This is a genomic window from Halomonas chromatireducens (assembly GCF_001545155.1).
GTDB lineage: Bacteria > Pseudomonadota > Gammaproteobacteria > Pseudomonadales > Halomonadaceae > Halomonas > Halomonas chromatireducens.
Window position 1 is genome coordinate 3488828 of sequence record NZ_CP014226.1, and the last position, 12716, is coordinate 3501543.

14 protein-coding genes and 1 pseudogene are annotated in these 12716 nt (G+C 63.7%); 4 read left to right on the plus strand and 11 right to left on the minus strand.

Annotated features, from left to right (window positions below; translation table 11 throughout):
* Window position 1 precedes the first annotated feature (1 nt).
* Window positions 2-1555, plus strand: a complete 1554-nt coding sequence (locus tag LOKO_RS16110; protein ID WP_066451651.1) for a SpoVR family protein — start codon at window positions 2-4, stop codon at window positions 1553-1555.
* Between the two features lie 90 nt (window positions 1556-1645).
* On the opposite strand, the gene LOKO_RS16115 is transcribed toward LOKO_RS16110, so the two are convergent.
* Window positions 1646-1960 (minus strand): high-potential iron-sulfur protein, encoded by a 315-nt coding sequence (locus LOKO_RS16115; RefSeq protein WP_043510453.1) that lies wholly within the window; start codon window positions 1958-1960, stop codon window positions 1646-1648.
* 189 nt (window positions 1961-2149) lie between these two features.
* Here LOKO_RS16115 and LOKO_RS16120 point away from each other — a divergent pair, with 189 nt between their 5' ends.
* Entirely contained in the window at window positions 2150-2644 is a 495-nt protein-coding gene (locus LOKO_RS16120; RefSeq protein ID WP_066451653.1) for a methylated-DNA--[protein]-cysteine S-methyltransferase, read from the plus strand.
* A gap of 35 nt (window positions 2645-2679) precedes the next feature.
* The gene (locus tag LOKO_RS16125) at window positions 2680-3099 is read left to right on the plus strand and encodes a CopD family protein (RefSeq protein WP_066451655.1); all 420 of its coding nucleotides are present in this window, start codon (window positions 2680-2682) and stop codon (window positions 3097-3099) included.
* A 54-nt stretch (window positions 3100-3153) separates the two neighbouring features.
* Here the strand turns inward: LOKO_RS16125 and LOKO_RS16130 are convergent, their stop codons facing one another.
* The 10 genes and pseudogenes from LOKO_RS16130 to ffh all read right to left on the minus strand — a co-directional run bounded on the left by LOKO_RS16130 (window position 3154) and on the right by ffh (window position 11566).
* Window positions 3154-3618, minus strand: a complete 465-nt coding sequence (locus tag LOKO_RS16130; protein WP_066451657.1) for a DUF2231 domain-containing protein — start codon at window positions 3616-3618, stop codon at window positions 3154-3156.
* Window positions 3614-4597, minus strand: a pseudogene (gene thrC, locus LOKO_RS16135) (threonine synthase); the annotation flags it as partial. The pseudogene thrC and the gene LOKO_RS16130, both read right to left, overlap by 5 nt.
* Window positions 4598-4601: 4 nt before the next feature.
* Complete coding sequence (locus tag LOKO_RS16140; RefSeq protein ID WP_066451659.1) at window positions 4602-5918, minus strand: homoserine dehydrogenase; 1317 nt, start codon at window positions 5916-5918, stop codon at window positions 4602-4604.
* Between the two features lie 50 nt (window positions 5919-5968).
* The gene (locus LOKO_RS16145) at window positions 5969-6724 is read right to left on the minus strand and encodes a DsbC family protein (RefSeq protein WP_066451661.1); all 756 of its coding nucleotides are present in this window, start codon (window positions 6722-6724) and stop codon (window positions 5969-5971) included.
* Window positions 6725-6727: 3 nt separating this feature from the next.
* A complete protein-coding gene (gene xerD / locus LOKO_RS16150) occupies window positions 6728-7630 on the minus strand; it encodes a site-specific tyrosine recombinase XerD (protein WP_066451663.1) in 903 nt (300 codons plus the stop codon).
* Window positions 7631-7742: 112 nt separating this feature from the next.
* Window positions 7743-8099 (minus strand): 50S ribosomal protein L19, encoded by a 357-nt coding sequence (gene rplS, locus LOKO_RS16155; protein WP_066451665.1) that lies wholly within the window; start codon window positions 8097-8099, stop codon window positions 7743-7745.
* A 162-nt stretch (window positions 8100-8261) separates the two neighbouring features.
* Window positions 8262-9023, minus strand: a complete 762-nt coding sequence (gene trmD / locus LOKO_RS16160; protein ID WP_066451667.1) for a tRNA (guanosine(37)-N1)-methyltransferase TrmD — start codon at window positions 9021-9023, stop codon at window positions 8262-8264.
* Window positions 9024-9052: 29 nt separating this feature from the next.
* A complete protein-coding gene (rimM, locus tag LOKO_RS16165; protein WP_066451669.1) occupies window positions 9053-9610 on the minus strand; it encodes a ribosome maturation factor RimM in 558 nt (185 codons plus the stop codon).
* Between the two features lie 23 nt (window positions 9611-9633).
* Window positions 9634-9882 carry a 30S ribosomal protein S16 gene (gene rpsP, locus LOKO_RS16170; RefSeq protein WP_066451671.1) on the minus strand — a complete coding sequence of 83 codons (249 nt, stop codon included), beginning with the start codon at window positions 9880-9882 and terminating at the stop codon, window positions 9634-9636.
* A gap of 256 nt (window positions 9883-10138) precedes the next feature.
* On the minus strand, window positions 10139-11566 hold the full coding sequence (gene ffh / locus LOKO_RS16175) for a signal recognition particle protein (RefSeq protein WP_066451673.1): 1428 nt from the start codon (window positions 11564-11566) through the stop codon (window positions 10139-10141).
* A gap of 306 nt (window positions 11567-11872) precedes the next feature.
* Between ffh and LOKO_RS16180 the strand changes: the two genes are divergently transcribed.
* Window positions 11873-12673, plus strand: a complete 801-nt coding sequence (locus tag LOKO_RS16180; RefSeq protein WP_066451675.1) for a cytochrome C assembly family protein — start codon at window positions 11873-11875, stop codon at window positions 12671-12673.
* Window positions 12674-12716: the final 43 nt, after the last annotated feature.

Below are 12716 nucleotides of genomic sequence, written 5' to 3' on the forward strand. Positions count from 1 at the left end.
CATGACCCGACGCAAGCCCATTGCTACTGGCTCCGACTGGAATTTCGAGGTTTTGGAAGCTTATGAGCGAGAGCTGGCCTGCCTGGCCGATGAGTATCGCCTGGATATCTATCCCAATCAGATCGAGATCATTACCACGGAACAGATGATGGACGCCTACGCCAGCGTGGGGATGCCGGTGGGCTACCACCACTGGTCGTTCGGCAAGCAGTTCCTGGCGGTCGAACAGGCCTATCGGCGTGGCCAGATGGGGCTGGCCTATGAGCTGGTCATCAACTCCGACCCCTGCATCGCCTACCTGATGGAGGAGAATACCCTGATGATGCAGGTGCTGGTCATGGCCCACGCCTGCTACGGCCACAACTCCTTCTTCAAGGGCAACTACCTGTTCCGCGCCTGGACCGATGCCAGCTCGATCGTCGATTACCTGGTCTTTGCCCGCAAGTACGTGGCCGACTGCGAGCAGCGCCACGGCGTGACGGCAGTGGAGCAATTACTGGACGCCTGCCATGCGCTGCAGAACTATGGCGTCGATCGCTACAAGCGCCCTTCACCGATATCCGCCGAAGAGGAGGCCAGGCGCCAGACGGAGCGCGAGGAGTACCTGCAGGCCCAGGTCAACATGCTCTGGCGTACCATTCCCGATCGGCCGGTTGGCGATACCCTGCCGGGTTCACTGGACGATGGCGAAGATCCGCTTGGCCTTCGCGAAGGGGGGCGTTATCCGCCGGAGCCCCAGGAAAACCTGCTCTACTTCATCGAGAAGAACGCGCCGCTGCTGGCCCCCTGGCAGCGCGAAATCGTTCGTATCGTGCGCAAGCTGGCCCAGTACTTCTATCCCCAGCGGCAGACCCAGGTGATGAACGAAGGCTGGGCATCGTTCTGGCACTATACCCTGATGAATCGTCTCTACGATGATGGCCTGGTCGATGAAGGTCTGATACTCGAGTTCCTGCAGTCGCACACGGCGGTGGTCAATCAGCCGGACTTCGACAGCCCTTACTACAGTGGCATCAATCCCTATGCGCTGGGGTTTGCCATGTTCAGCGACATCAAGCGCATGTGCGAAAACCCCACCGACGAGGACCGCGAGTGGTTTCCCGATACGGCAGGTGGGGATTGGCTGGAAACGGTGCATTTCGCGATGCGCAACTTCAAGGACGAATCCTTCATCCAGCAGTTCCTTTCACCCAAGGTGATCCGAGACCTCAAGCTGTTCACCGTCGTGGATGACGATCAGGATGAAATGCTGGAAGTGACGGCGATACACGATGAACGGGGCTATCGGCGTGTCAGGGATGCCCTGGCCACTCAATATGCGCTGTCCGTTCGCGAGCCCAATATACAGGTCCATGCTGCCAATATCCGCGGCGACCGCTCGTTGACGCTGCATCACGTGCAGGATGGCCGCCGTCCCCTGGGGCGCAGCGTCTATCCGGTGCTACGCCACCTGTATCAGCTGTGGGGGTTCCCCGTGCGACTGGAGACCATCATGGATGACGATTCGGTGGGGCGGCGGCTTCAATGGCCGCTACCGGACGAGGAGGCGAAGTGACGGAGACGGCTGGCAGGCAGGCGGGTGGGCGAACGCCAACAAGAACAGGCGCCCGAAAAGGCGCCTGTTGTCCAGCATCGAGCCAGCGGCTCAATCCATCGGTGCCCAGGACTGGCACCAGCCTCGAGGTTCGACACTGTTCTGCGGAAACAGCTGACAGCCTTCGGTTTCCGGCTCGTAAAACATGCAGTTGTCGCAGTACTCACCCTCCTCGAAGGCAGGATGATCGCTGGCTTCCTCGGCCACTTCGACGTAGTTGAGCGCCTGGGCCTGTTCGTCGTTGGGGTCCAGCCGGGGCAGCGTCTGGGCAAAGGCCTGTTTCGACAGGATACCGGCCCCCAGAGGCAGGGCGGCTACACCGAGCAAGCTGTTGCGCATGAAGTCACGGCGGCTCTGATTGGCCATGGATACTCCTTTTCGTCACGGTCCTGGGTTATCGGTGCCTGGCATGATAGCTCCGTTACCGGGCTATCGTAGCCACGACCAATGGGCTGGCATGCGCCCGCCCACCTAGTGTGCGACAGGATTGAGCCCGATGAGTTCGCTATGATCATACAGTCAGGATGACTTTCTTGAACCGACGGAGGGGACGCCATGCCGATCTTTACCCGATTTGCTTCGCCCATGGGCGACATTCTGATTGAAGCCGACGAGCAGCAGCAGGTCAGTTGCCTGATTGTGGCGGCCGACGACGAGCCGGACCCGGCAGAGGCGCGCCGGGATGACGCTGCGCTGGCAGAAGCCCGAGAACAGGTCGAGGGGTATCTGGCCGGCCGCCGGCGCAGTTTCAGCCTCTCTCTGGCGCCGGGTGGCAGCGACTTCCAGCGGGATGTCTGGTCGGCGCTGCTGCGCATTCCCTACGGCGAAACCCGCACTTACGGGGAGCTGGCGCACCGGCTGGGCCACGAGGGGGCGGCACGAGCCGTATCGGCAGCGGCGCTGGCCAACCCCGTCCCGCTGCTCATTCCCTGTCATCGGGTCGTGGCCGCCGATGGGCTGGGCAGCTACAGCGGTGGGCAGGCACTCAAGGACTCTCTATTATCAATGGAGAGTTCGGCGAAGCTGGCAACTCCTTCTTACCCTAGGTAGGGTGAAGCAGACACTGCAACTGCAAGGATGCTGCCATGCCGTGGATCAAGATCCTGCATATCGCCACCCTGCTCTGCTGGTGTGGCACATTGCTTTACCTGCCCGCGCTGCTGATGGCCAGTGCCAAGCCGCGGGTTGGCTCGTCCTTTCATGCACCCGCACCGGTCATTCTTCGCTTTCTCTTCACCCATGTTGCAACGCCATTCGCCCTGCTGGCGATCATGAGCGGAACCCTGTTGTTCATCGTCGGACAGCTCACCGGCGGGTGGCTGGTACTCAAGCTGGCGGCGGTGACGGGTATGGTTTTCTGTCACGTGCTATGCGGTTGGCTGATCGTGCGTCTCGAGCAGGAGCACCTGAGGGGGCTGATGCCGGCAAGCGCGCTGGTGGCCATCATGGCGGCAACACTGATGCTGGCCGTACTGGTGCTTGTGCTCGGCAAGCCATTCGACTGAGGCATGACAAGGAGAGTGACCATGCGCCACGCGACCCGCCAAGCACGGCTTGCTTCACTTGTCGTCGATTTCGACGCCTACCGCTTCGTCGTAGACGAGCATGCCCCCGAGGATGCCGGCCAGGGCGATCAGCCCTGCCGTCATCAGCGTCAACCCCACGGCCCAGGGCAACAGGTCGACGGGATCCTTGAAGCGCCACAGCCAGTTGAGCGAGGCCAGCGACAGCATCATTACTGCCAGGATGGCGTGGCACCAGCCGAGAATCATCTGGCGTATGCGTCTCACCGTGATCAGATCGATGAGGCCGGCAATGCTGGCGACCCAACCTCCCAGAGCGCCAATTCCAGCCAGCCACAGGCTGACGCGGGCCCAGAACAGGTCTTCTGTATAGAGAAAGGCGCCATCGCTCGCAACGACCAGCATCAGGCAGGCGATAGGGAAGTGGATCATGACCGGGTGCAGGGGATGTCCGGCGATGGCGGCTCGGCTCTTGATCGAGCGTCTGTTTTGTTCAGCCATCACGCTCGTAGGCCTCGAACAGCAGTCGCTCGAAGTTGGACGACACCACGATGTCCATGGAGGGCGCCAGGGTCGCCTTGAGCTCCTGCTTGGAGAAGTCGTTGGCGGCCAGCGTGCGGTGCAGGATGTCGTTGGCGTTGGTGGCGATGATGAACTGCTTGACCGGCAGGCCCATGCGATAGGCCATGTAGCCGGCGAAGACGTTGCCGAAGTTGGCCGACGGCACGCAGAAGCTCACCTGGCGGTGCGGCGCGCCCAGCGCCACGCCGGCGGTCACGTAGGAGACGATCTGGGCCATGATCCGCGCCCAGTTGATCGAATTCACCGCCACCAGACGGGTGCCGTTCAGGAAGCCCTGGTCGGCGAAGCTCGCCTTGACCATGGCCTGGGCGTCGTCGAAGTTGCCCTCGATAGCAATGTTGAAGACGTTGTCGGCCAGCACCGAGGTCATCTGGCGACGCTGCACCTCGGAGACCCGGTTGTGCGGGTGCAGGATGAAGATGTCGAGGTTGTCGCAGTGGCGGCAGCCCTCGATGGCCGCCGACCCGGTGTCACCGGAGGTGGCGCCCATGATCACCGCCCGCTCGCCGCGCTTGGCCAGGAAGTGATCGAGCAGCCGGCCGAGCAGCTGCAGGGCGACGTCCTTGAAGGCCAGCGTGGGGCCATGGAACAGCTCGAGCAGGAAGTGGTTGGCGTCGAGCTGGTTGAGCGGTACCACGGCGTCATGGCTGAAGGTGGCGTAGGCATCGCGCACGATGCCGCGGAAGGTCTCGTCATCGATCTCGCCGTTGACGAACGGCTTCATGACACGAAAGGCGATCTCCGCATAGGAGAGCCCCGCCATGGCCTCGAGCGCCTCGGCCGAGAGCTGGGGGACCTCCTCCGGTACGTAGAGGCCGCCGTCACTGGCCATGCCGGTGAGCACGACCTCTTCGAAGGAGAGCGCGGGCGCCTGCCCGCGGGTGCTGATATAGCGCATGGCGTTATTCCTGCTCATCCAGCGATTCCACACGGATCCGCGTTACCGGCCCGGCGATATCGGCCATGGATTCGATATGGCGGATCGCCTCGTTCATGTTCTTCTCGCGGGTGCGATGGGTCAGCAGAATGATCGGCACCAGTTCGCCTTCGGTGGCCTCCTTCTGCACCAGGGCCTCGATGGAGATGCCCTGTTCGGCGAGGATCGTCGCCACCCGTGCCAGCACGCCGGGACGGTCAACCGCCAGCAGGCGCAGGTAATAGGCGGTAACGATGTCCTCCATGGGCAGGATCGGCATGCTGCCGTCGTCGTCACCGATGCCGATGAAGGCGAGATAGGGCACCCGGTAGTGATGGTCGGTGGCGATGTCGCGGGCTACGTCGAGCAGGTCGGCGACCACCGCCGAGGCGGTCGGCTCCGCCCCGGCACCGGCACCGTAGTAGAGGGTCGGCCCTACGGCATCGCCCATGATGGCGATGGCGTTCTTGACCCCATGCACGTTGGCCAGCAGGCGCTCCTTGGGGATCAGCGTCGGATGCACGCGCAGCTCGAGGCCCGCATCGGTACGCTTGGAGATGCCCAGGTGCTTGATGGTGTAGCCAAGGTTGTCGGCCTGCTCCACGTCGTCGAAGGTGACCCGGGAGATGCCTTCGGTGTAGGCCTTCTCGAACTGCAACGGCACCCCGTAGGCGATGGAGGCGAGGATGGTCAGCTTGTGGGCTGCGTCGATGCCCTCCACGTCGAAGGTCGGGTCCGCCTCGGCATAGCCCAGCGCCTGGGCCTCGGCCAGTACGTCCTCGAAGGCACGTCCTTCACTGCGCATGTGCGTCAGGATGTAGTTGCCGGTGCCATTGATGATACCGGCCACCCATTCGATACGGTTGGCACCCAGGCCCTCGCGCAGCGACTTGACCACCGGAACGCCACCCGCCACGGCGCCCTCGAAGGCGACGATGACGCCCTGCTCGTGGGCGGCGTGGAAGATCTCGTTGCCATGCACGGCGATCAGCGCCTTGTTGGCTGTCACCACGTGCTTGCCGTTGGCAATGGCCGTCAGCACCAGCTCGCGGGCCAGCTCATAGCCTCCGACCAGCTCCACCAGAACATCGATATCGGGGTTCCGGGCCACCTCGAAGACATCCGTGGTGGTCTTGATACCGGTGAGGTCACACTCCGGGTTCAGGCTGCGATGTGCCACCTGTTCAATGACGATCGGACGGCCCGCACGCCGCGCAATCTCGTCGGCATTGCGCGTCAGCACGTTGAATGTGCCGCCGCCGACGGTCCCCAGACCACAGATTCCCACTCTCACCGGTTTCAATGTCCCGCTCCCCTGTTGTGTATCAATGTCACTGATTGGTTCAGTGCCTGTCAGCCCTCGAGGCCTAGCATTGCGGCCAGGCGATCGGCGGGCACATAGCCCGGCACCATGCGGCCATCGGGCAGCACAATGGCCGGCGTACCCTGTACGCCGATTTCCATGCCGAGATGATACTGTGCCTCGACCGGATTGTCGCAGTCGCCGACACTCGACAGGGCTTCCTCGCGCTTGACCGCCGTCATCGCTTCGCTGCGATTGTCCGCACACCATATCTGCTGTAGCTCGCGGGCGCCCTGCCCATCCATGCCGACACGCGGAAAGGCGAGGTAGTGCACCTCGATGCCCATGGCGTTGAGGTCGGGCACCTCTTCATGAAACTGGCGGCAGTAGGGGCAGGTGGTATCGGTGAAGACGACGATCTCTGCCCGACTCTCGCCGGTGCCGCGAAAGATGACCCGCTCGCCCTCGGCCACGTCGGCCAGGCGCGCCACCCGCTCGTCGTTGCGGGACTGCTCGGTCAGGTTGACCAGCCCCTGGTCGCTGTTCTCGTAGAGGTCGCCGACCAGAAAGTATTGCCCTTCCACATCGCTGTAGAAGGATTCACCGGTCTCCAGGCGCACCTGATAGATACCCTCCATGGGAGTGTCACGGATACTGGCCACCGGCATGGGCTGGCCTCCCCCCTGAAGGCGCTCAGCCAGCAGAGCCGCGTCGCCCGCCAACGCGCTTGCGGGCAGGGACAGGGCGATCAAGGGTAGCGACAGGGCAATCAGGGTGCTGGCGATACGGCGTGGTAGAGCGATCATGAGTCAGCCTCGAGGATGATGGTCGGCGTGCAGGGCTTCGAGTCGTGCCTGCGCGACATGGGTATAGATCTGAGTGGTCGACAGGTCGCTGTGACCGAGCAGCAGCTGTACGACACGCAGATTGGCCCCATGATTCAATAGATGCGTCGCGAAGGCGTGCCGCAGGGTGTGGGGCGACAGTGGTCGCGTGATCCCGGCGGTGCGGGCATGGGCCTTGATGCGATGCCAGAATGCCTGCCGCGTCATGCAGTTATCACCTCGACCGGGAAAAAGTGCTGGACGAGTGATATCGGCAATCAGCGCCCCGCGGGCCGTGCGTAGATAGCGTGACACCCAGTGTACGGCTTCTTCCCCCAGGGGGACCAGCCGGTCCTTGTCCCCTTTCCCGCGCACACGCAGTACGCCCTGGCGAAGGTTGACTGCATCCACGGTCAACCCCACCAGCTCCGAGACGCGCAGCCCGCAGCCGTAGAGTACTTCGAGCATGGCCCGGTCACGCAGGCCCAGGTCCGTCGAGAGATCGGGGGCGGCCAGCAGGCGCTCCACCTCCGCCTCTTCAAGGGTATCCGGCAGGTTCGGCCGCACCCGCGGCAGGCGCACGTCCGCCAGCGGATCGCGGTCGGTGCGCGACTCGGACAGCGCCCAGCGATAGAAGCTACGCAGGCTGGAAAGCAGCCGGGCATTGCTGCGCAGACGATAACCCGCTGCTCGCCGCTCGTCGAGCCAGGCCGGTAGCGCCGCATCGCCGGGGGCAAGCAGGGAGCCACCCGTTTCCCCCAGGCGCTCGACCCAGGCCGCAAGGTCATGACGGTATGCCGTCAGCGTGTGATCGCTCGCCCCCCGCTCAAGCCACAGCGCATCGAGAAAGGTGTCGATCAGTACGTGAGATTCATCGGCGTGCGACATGCAGGCTCTCCCCGACGCTGACGGACCTAATGCAACGAAACCCCGCCCCGCACAAGCGGTGACGGGGTTTCGCAGGAGGCGCACGCTCGGGTGCGCCGTCGGCCAGCTGGATTTAGCCCAGCTTTTCCTTGATGCGGGCAGACTTGCCGCTGCGGTCGCGGAGGTAGTAGAGCTTGGCCTGACGCACGTCGCCGCGGCGCTTGACGCTGATGGAGTCGACCAGCGGGCTGTAGGTCTGGAAGGTACGCTCGACGCCGACACCGTGAGAGATCTTGCGCACGGTGAAGGCGGAGTTCAGGCCGCGGTTGCGCTTGCCGATCACCACGCCTTCGAAGGCCTGAAGACGCTCACGGTTGCCTTCCTTGACCTTGACCTGAACGACAATGGTGTCGCCCGGAGCAAAAGCCGGCACTTCCTTGCTCATCTGCTCGTTTTCAAGCGCCTGGATCACCTTGTTCTTGCTACTCATGACATAACTCCTCGATAACATGGCTTCACCACCTTGGTGGCGAAGCGTGATCCCGGCGCTCGAATATGGCTCGAGAGCGCGGGAAATGATGGGTGACGCAGGTCCGCGAGCTCAATGCGAGTCAGCGTCCTGCACCTCCGCCCCATCAACCGGGTAGACAGGCTACCTAGTAGACAGCGCGTATTCTTCGATGAACTCCTCGAGCAGCGCCTGCTGCTCTCGACTCAACGTCCTGCCCTCGAGCAGATCGGGCCGCCTCAGCCAGGTCCGCCCCAGCGACTGCTTGAGCCGCCAGCGCCGGATCTCGCCGTGATGCCCGCTGAGCAGCACATCCGGCACCCGCCGCCCGTCGATCACCTCCGGGCGTGTGTAGTGCGGGCAGTCCAGCAGCCCCTCGTTGAAGGAGTCCTCCACTGCGGAATCCTGATGCCCCAGCACGCCGGGGACCAACCTTGCCGCAGTATCGATCAGCACCATGGCCGGCAGCTCGCCGCCACTGAGCACATAGTCGCCGATCGACCACTCTTCATCGATGTCGCTCTCTACCACGCGCTCATCGATGCCTTCGTAGCGCCCGGCCACCACCACCAACGGTGGGCCCGAGGCCAGTTCTTGCGCACCCTGCTGATCGAGCCGGCGCCCCTGGGGCGACAGATAGATCACACGTGGCTGCTGCCCGGTTGCCACAATAGCCCGATCGCGGGCGGCATGAATGGCCGCACGCAGCGTGTCGACCTTCATCAGCATGCCGGGGCCACCCCCATAGGGGCGATCGTCCACGGTGCGATGTCGGTCGGTGGCATAGTCGCGCGGATTGTAGAACTCCAGCGCCACACGCCCCTGGCTGACTGCCCGACCCGTCACGCCATGCTGAGTGATGGCATCGAACATCTCGGGAAACAGCGACACCACGCCAACCCACATGGACAAACCCCGTGAGGTCGCTTCATCCGTCAAAACGCCGGATCCCAGTCCACGGTCATGGTCCCAGCGGCCAGGTCCACCTCGACGATCACCTCGTCGGGTAAATAAGGCAGCAGGCGTTCACGATCGTCGATGGCCGGCGGCTCACCTTCCGGGTCGCCCTTTACCACCAGCACATCGTTGGCCCCGGTCTCGAACAGGTAGCTGACGCGCCCCAGCACCTCGCCTTCACGGGTCGCTACCACCAGCCCTTCCAACTGATGCCAGTAGTAGTCGCCGCGGGGCAGGCCGGGCAGTGCCGACTTGGGTAGCAGGATCTCGGCACCGGCCATGGCTTCCGCGGCCTCGCGACCCTCGACGCCCTCCAGCAGCGCGACCAGGCCCTTGCCGTGCCGACGGCCCTGCAACAGGCGATGACGGGTCAGGGCGGTGCCCTGCCGCAGCACCCACTCGGGATACTCCAGAATGCCGTCCATCGGGCTCGTATGGGAGTAGACCTTGAGCCACCCCTTGACGCCATAGGGACTGGTCAGCTTGCCCAGCACCACATGGTCGTTCAACTCGATGCGTTCGGCTTGCTCACTCATGACGTCACCGCAAAGCGACAGGCTCAGGCCTGCTTACGGGCTTCCTTGACCAGCTCGGCCACGCGATCGGACAGCTGGGCACCCTGGCTCTGCCAGTGAGTGACGCGGTCCAGATCGACGCGCAGACGCTCTTCACCGCCACGGGCGATGGGGTTGAAGAAACCCAGACGCTCGATGAAGCGGCCATCGCGCGCATTGCGCGAATCGGTCACGGTCAGATGATAGAAGGGACGCTTCTTGGCGCCACCACGTGCCAGACGAATGGTAACCATGGCGTTAACTGTCCTTCAGTTGAGGTTACGTTTAATACCGATGCGTGACGACCCCGGCTAACGGCCGGATGCCGACATACTGCCCCGGAAGCGGGCCACCAGGCCAGCCTCCGCGTCATTCGGTCACTGTTGCTTATCAAGCGTGCAGCCGGACAGATGTCCGGTCCTGCCATGAAGACGCAGCATTCTACGGAAATCAGCCCGTCTTGGAAAGCCCGACCGACAATCCTTTTGCCGCCCAGCGGCCGATACCGGCTCAGCGACGGGGGAACCCGCCCGGGCCGCCCATGCCACCGGGGCCACCCATGCCGCCCATACCCCCCGGGCCGCCGGGACCACCGCCGCCCATCATGCCCGACATGCCGCGCATCATCTTCTGCATGCCGCCCTTCTTGCCTGCCTTCTTCATCATCTTCTGCATCTGCTTGTGCTGCTTTAGCAGTCGGTTGAGATCGGGCACCTGCAGGCCGGCACCGGCGGCGATGCGCCGCTTGCGCGAACCGTTGATGATCTCGGGGCGCTGACGCTCCTTGGGTGTCATGGAGTTGATCAGGGCCTCCAGCTTGCCCAGCTCCTTCTCAGGTCCGGGGCCCTGGGCCATCTCGGCCATCTGGCCCATGCCGGGCAGCTTACCGAGCAGCCCGCCCATGCCGCCCATCTTCTTGAGCTGCTGGAGCTGGTCGCGGAAGTCCTCGAGGTCGAAGCCATCCCCCTTCTTGACCTTCTTCGCCAGCCGCTCGGCCTTGTCCTTGTCGACGGTGCGCTCGGCCTCCTCGATCAGCGACAGCACGTCGCCCATGCCGAGGATGCGCGAGGCCACCCGATCCGGGTGGAAGGGCTCCAGGGCGTCGACCTTCTCCCCCACGCCCATGAACTTGATCGGCTTGCCGGTGATGTGACGCACCGACAGCGCGGCGCCGCCTCGGGCGTCGCCGTCGGCCTTGGTCAGGATAACCCCGGTCAGCGGCAGTGCCTCGTGGAACGCCTTCGCGGTATTGGCCGCATCCTGGCCCGTCATGGCATCGACCACGAACAGGGTTTCCTGCGGCTGGCAGACCCGGTGCAGCTCGGCGATCTCGGCCATCATCGCCTCGTCGATGGCCAACCGGCCGGCGGTATCGACGATCACTACGTCATGGAACTGGATCTTGGCGTGCTTGAGCGCGGCTTCGGCAATGGCCACCGGCTTCTGGTCGGAGCGGGAGGGAAAGAAGTCGACCGACACCTCGGCGGCCAGCGTCTCGAGCTGGTCGATGGCCGCCGGGCGGTAGACGTCGGCGGAGACCACCAGCACCTTTTTCTTCTCGCGCTCACGCAGGTAGCGCGCCAGCTTGGCCACCGAGGTGGTCTTGCCTGCGCCCTGCAGGCCGGCCATCAGGACAACGGCAGGCGCCCCCTTGAGCGAGAGCCCCTCGTTCGCCTCGCCCATGGTCGCTTCCAGCTCCTGCTGGACGATCTTGACGAACTGCTGCCCCGGGGAGAGGCTCTTCGACACTTCCTGCCCTACGGCACGCTCGCGCACGCGGTCGATGAAGTCCTTGACCACCGGCAGGGCGACGTCGGCCTCGAGCAGGGCCCGGCGCACCTCGCGCAGGGTATCCTTGATATTGTCCTCGGTCAGGCGCGCCTGACCCTTGATGGACTTGAGCGTCTGCGAAAGCCGCTCGCTGAGATTCTGAAACATGGGCCACTCCGGCTACGATACTGGCAGGGCTGGCAACCCGCCCGGCGTCGCTGTGATTGTTGTCGTGCGACGATCGGTCACGCTCGCCAGGCATCTCGCATTGCCCGCCATACTGTAAAACAGTCGTTGAAACTAGCGGTAGAGAGTTATTGACGCAGAATTATACGCCTTGTGGCCGCCAGTCTCCATGGAGCTGACAGCCATGGCTGTGCGGCGCTGCACGGATTGGGTATAGTGATGTCGGCAAAAACCTTTTCCTCCTTCGAGATGCATTGACGCCGCCAACGGCGCACGGATGACAACTGAATGCAGGCGCTTCCTCTGGCTATCATGGCCCTCATCCTCTATCTGGGTGCTGCCTCCTGGCAGGGACTCACCCTGCTGCGCAGGGTGCCGCAGCGCCCCGTACTGGTCCGCGCCCTGGGCCTGCTGGGCCTGTTATTCCATCTGCCTGTTGCACTCAAGCTGATCGACCAGAGCCCCGGCCTGCTGCCAGGCCTGTCGACCAGCGCAGTCTTCCTGACGGCGATCATGGTCCTCCTGCTGCTGGCGGTGAGCCTGGCCAAGCCGGTTCTCAATGTAGCGATAGGTCTATTTCCCCTGTCCGGCCTGGCCCTGCTGCTGGCAGTCGGCGTGCCCAGCCCCGAGCGCACCGGCGGCATGACGCCGGGCATCGCCCTGCACGCCATCAGCTCGGCGCTCGCCTTCGCCGTAATGGCGATTGCCGCCTTCCAGGCGGTCCTGCTGGGGCTGCAGAACCAGGCGCTGCGCCACCACCACACCCGTGGCGTGGTACAGGTGCTGCCGCCACTGACCACCATGGAGCGGGTGCTTTTCGAGCTGATCTGGGCTGGCATGATCCTGCTGACCCTATCCATCGTCAGCGGCTTCATTTTCGTCGAAAGCATGTTCGCCCAGCATCTGGCACACAAGACTATTCTTGCCCTGGCTGCCTGGGTGATCTTTGCCATTCTCTTGATCAGTCATCACATTCTGGGCTGGCGCGGCATGCGAGCCGTACGCTGGACGCTGGGCGGTTACTCAGTGCTGTTGCTGGCCTATTTCGGTAGCAAATTCGTGCTGGAGGTCATCCTTCAACGCACCTAATCGTCTGCCAGGCGGAAGTCGCCTTGACAGTGACGGGCCGAAT

What these genes read in the sequence shown, in the direction of transcription:
- LOKO_RS16180 (WP_066451675.1), top strand. Translation starts at nt 11,873, where the DNA reads ATGCAGGCGCTTCCTCTGGCTATCATGGCCCTCATCCTCTATCTGGGT.
- LOKO_RS16115 (WP_043510453.1), bottom strand. Translation starts at nt 1,960, where the DNA reads ATGGCCAATCAGAGCCGCCGTGACTTCATGCGCAACAGCTTGCTCGGT.
- LOKO_RS16125 (WP_066451655.1), top strand. Translation starts at nt 2,680, where the DNA reads ATGCCGTGGATCAAGATCCTGCATATCGCCACCCTGCTCTGCTGGTGT.
- trmD (WP_066451667.1), bottom strand. Translation starts at nt 9,023, where the DNA reads ATGTGGGTTGGCGTGGTGTCGCTGTTTCCCGAGATGTTCGATGCCATC.
- LOKO_RS16130 (WP_066451657.1), bottom strand. Translation starts at nt 3,618, where the DNA reads ATGGCTGAACAAAACAGACGCTCGATCAAGAGCCGAGCCGCCATCGCC.
- LOKO_RS16120 (WP_066451653.1), top strand. Translation starts at nt 2,150, where the DNA reads ATGCCGATCTTTACCCGATTTGCTTCGCCCATGGGCGACATTCTGATT.
- rimM (WP_066451669.1), bottom strand. Translation starts at nt 9,610, where the DNA reads ATGAGTGAGCAAGCCGAACGCATCGAGTTGAACGACCATGTGGTGCTG.
- xerD (WP_066451663.1), bottom strand. Translation starts at nt 7,630, where the DNA reads ATGTCGCACGCCGATGAATCTCACGTACTGATCGACACCTTTCTCGAT.
- rpsP (WP_066451671.1), bottom strand. Translation starts at nt 9,882, where the DNA reads ATGGTTACCATTCGTCTGGCACGTGGTGGCGCCAAGAAGCGTCCCTTC.
- LOKO_RS16145 (WP_066451661.1), bottom strand. Translation starts at nt 6,724, where the DNA reads ATGATCGCTCTACCACGCCGTATCGCCAGCACCCTGATTGCCCTGTCG.
- rplS (WP_066451665.1), bottom strand. Translation starts at nt 8,099, where the DNA reads ATGAGTAGCAAGAACAAGGTGATCCAGGCGCTTGAAAACGAGCAGATG.
- ffh (WP_066451673.1), bottom strand. Translation starts at nt 11,566, where the DNA reads ATGTTTCAGAATCTCAGCGAGCGGCTTTCGCAGACGCTCAAGTCCATC.
- LOKO_RS16110 (WP_066451651.1), top strand. Translation starts at nt 2, where the DNA reads ATGACCCGACGCAAGCCCATTGCTACTGGCTCCGACTGGAATTTCGAG.